The organism is Oleiphilus sp. HI0123 (assembly GCF_001635315.1).
In genome coordinates this window covers 1-2,898 of the sequence record NZ_LWGE01001223.1, presented here as the reverse complement: position 1 = coordinate 2,898, position 2,898 = coordinate 1, and the positions used below count along the sequence as shown (strand labels likewise).

Below are 2,898 nucleotides of genomic sequence, written 5' to 3'. Positions count from 1 at the left end.
TACATAGCCTTAGACTGGGTTAAAGGCGAAATTAAACAAACATTGTCCCAAGCTCAAATAGCGTTGGAGGCTTATGTCGAGAACAAAGAAGACACGCCTCAAATTACCTTCTGCTTGAATTATATTCATCAAGTTCACGGTACGCTTCAAATGGTAGAGTTCTACGGCGCTGCTTTACTCGCCGAAGAAATGGAGAAACTATGCCAGGCATTGATTGAAGACAAGGTCGCCAGTCTACAGGAAGCTCTAGAAGTCTTAATGGACTCTTTGCTGCAACTTGAGAACTATCTGGAGCATATACAAAAAGGGCAGCGTGACTTGCCTGTGGTACTGCTTCCAATATTAAATGATCTTCGTGCTCTGCAGGGCCAGCCTTTATTATCTGACACCTCCTTATTTACGCCTGACTTATCTGCGGCGGCGATAACACCCGACATTGCGCACAATCAGCGTATGCAGGACGAACAAGTTATTGCCAACTTGCGTAAACTTCGACAGATGTTTCAGTTCTCTCTTGCTGGCGTCATTAGAAATCAGGATCTTGCTGAAAACTTTTCCTACCTTTATAAAGTCGTATCTCGTCTCGAGAAATTTTGCCAGGGAACACCCATTGGAAAAATCTGGTGGGTAGCCGTTGGTTTCCTCGATGCTATTCGAGGCGATGAAGAAGGTATCAGCTCTGCAACAAAGCAACTCTTGCGTGAGCTCGATCACCAAATAAAACTGATGATCGATGAACCGCAGACCATTCTAGCGAAGCCTTTACCGACGGACTTACTAAAGAATTTACTGTATTACGTTGCAAAAAGTGCAATTGACAGTCAGCGCATCCAAGAGCTAAAAGCGTCCTTTAGCTTGGCTCAAGCCTTACCAAGCGAACAAGAAGTTGATGCCGAGCGTGAGAAACTGCATCGTCCAGGCGCTGAAACAATGAGCTCAGTTGTTGAGGTCTTAAGTGAAGAACTCAGCCACGTCAAAGAACAGCTAGATCTATACGTTCGCGATGACGATAAAGACAATACTCAGCTGCTTGAGCTAGTACCTCAATTAACTCAAATTGCTAATACCATGGCTGTTCTGGGCTTAGGTGTAGCCCGCAAGCTGGTGCTAGAGCAAATTAGCCGCATAGAAGAAATCGCTGAAAGCAGTGAACCAGCTAGCGACCAAGTATTAATGGATATGGCAGGTGCCCTGCTATATGTCGAAGCTAATCTGAGCTCACTCAGCGATGCGAGAGAACAGAGTGAAGAAGAGCAAAACGAATTTGTTGTACCCGCTGAACACTTCGAAAGTGCGCATAATGCCGTTATCTATGAATCACGAAATGGCTTGGAACAAGCAAAAAACAGCATCGTCAACTTTATAGCATCTCAGTGGGATCACGCCGAGATAGAGGATGTCCCAGACCTCTTAGACAGTATTCGCGGTGGCTTACAAATCATCCCGCTTACACAGGCGGCAAAGCTTCTTGAGTCTTGCAGCACCTATATTCGTGACTCCTTATTAAGCGATAAGCATATTCCTGACTGGCAACAACTGGATCGTCTCGCCGATGCGATTACCAGTATTGAGTATTATATGGAGCGCCTCTCAGAAGGGGCTCAAGACAATGACGGTATACTTAAGGTTGCCGAAGAGAGCGTCTCTAAACTTGGCTTTCCGACTCACGAAACCACAGAAGAGTCTAGCCCTGTCCTATCTCAACACCATATCTCTGATGTGGCTTCGGAATCACCCGATTCGATTGAGAAAGAAAGTGATGAAGGACTCATTGACGAAGATATTCTAGAAATATTTATGGAAGAAGTTGCCGAAGTCATGGACGAGATCCAGGTGGCTATGGCACAGCTTCGAGCAACACCTGAAGATCAAGCCGCTCTGCAAAACCTCCGCAGAGCCTTCCATACGCTCAAAGGCAGTGGCCGCCTGGTTGGCGCAAAAGTCATTGCTGAAATTGCATGGCCGATAGAGAACTTACTAAATAAACATCTCGATGCTGCAATGAGCCTAGAAATGGAAGTCTTCGACCTCCTCGATTCAGTTATTGAAAAGCTTCCTGAACTAACCGAAGATTTTTCCCAGCAGCGTGAATCAACACAGTACGAGCATCTAATAAGCCGCGCTGATATGTTGTCGGGCAACGAAACTCGTGTTGTCCATAAAACAATGTCCCCTGCAACATCGAAGTCTTCAGCAGAAGAGCAAACTGGGTCCGAAGCTACAGAGACTCAGTCAGCGTCAGAACCAGCACTACCTTCTGACAGCCTTGAACCAGAAACTGAGTCAAGCCCGGAAACAAACAATGAAGCTGCTGCTGAAGCAGAGCAAGAAGAGGACATCCAGGATTCCTGGGACGATGATGAAGACGATCTAATCGATGATGAAATCCTCGAGATTTTTATCGAAGAGGCCGGCGAAGTACTAGAAGCAATCGATACTCACTTGCCAACCTATCTGGCTGCTCATGACGACCAGGATTCACTAACCGAGCTTCGTCGAGCCTTCCATACCCTGAAAGGCAGCGGACGAATGGTTAACGCCAACATCATTGGCGAAGCCGCTTGGGCAATCGAAAATCTTCTGAACCGCATTATTGATGGTTCGGTAATGATGAATGAAAGCATTGCCGAGCTTATCCAATTAGTCGTCGATAATATTCCCAAACTAATTGAGTGCTTTGAAAAAAGACAACGCCCAGACTTTGATCTAAAGCGCGTTGAGAATCACGCTGCAGCCTTGGTTGCCGGTGATTTTGTTAAGCCTCTAGGTAGCTTACAACGATCCTCGCAAGAAACATCCGCAGCAAGTGGTGCGACAGAGGCTCCGAGCGCAGAACAAGGTACAGTTGGAATCGACGATACGCTACTCGATATATTCAGAAACGAGGCCACTTCTCAT

General features: G+C 46.3%; 1 protein-coding gene. It reads left to right on the top strand.

Annotation, left to right across the window (positions count from 1 at the left end):
• Window positions 1-2,898, top strand: a 2,898-nt coding sequence (locus tag A3761_RS14005) for an Hpt domain-containing protein (protein ID WP_197473050.1), incomplete at both ends; no start/stop codon positions are given.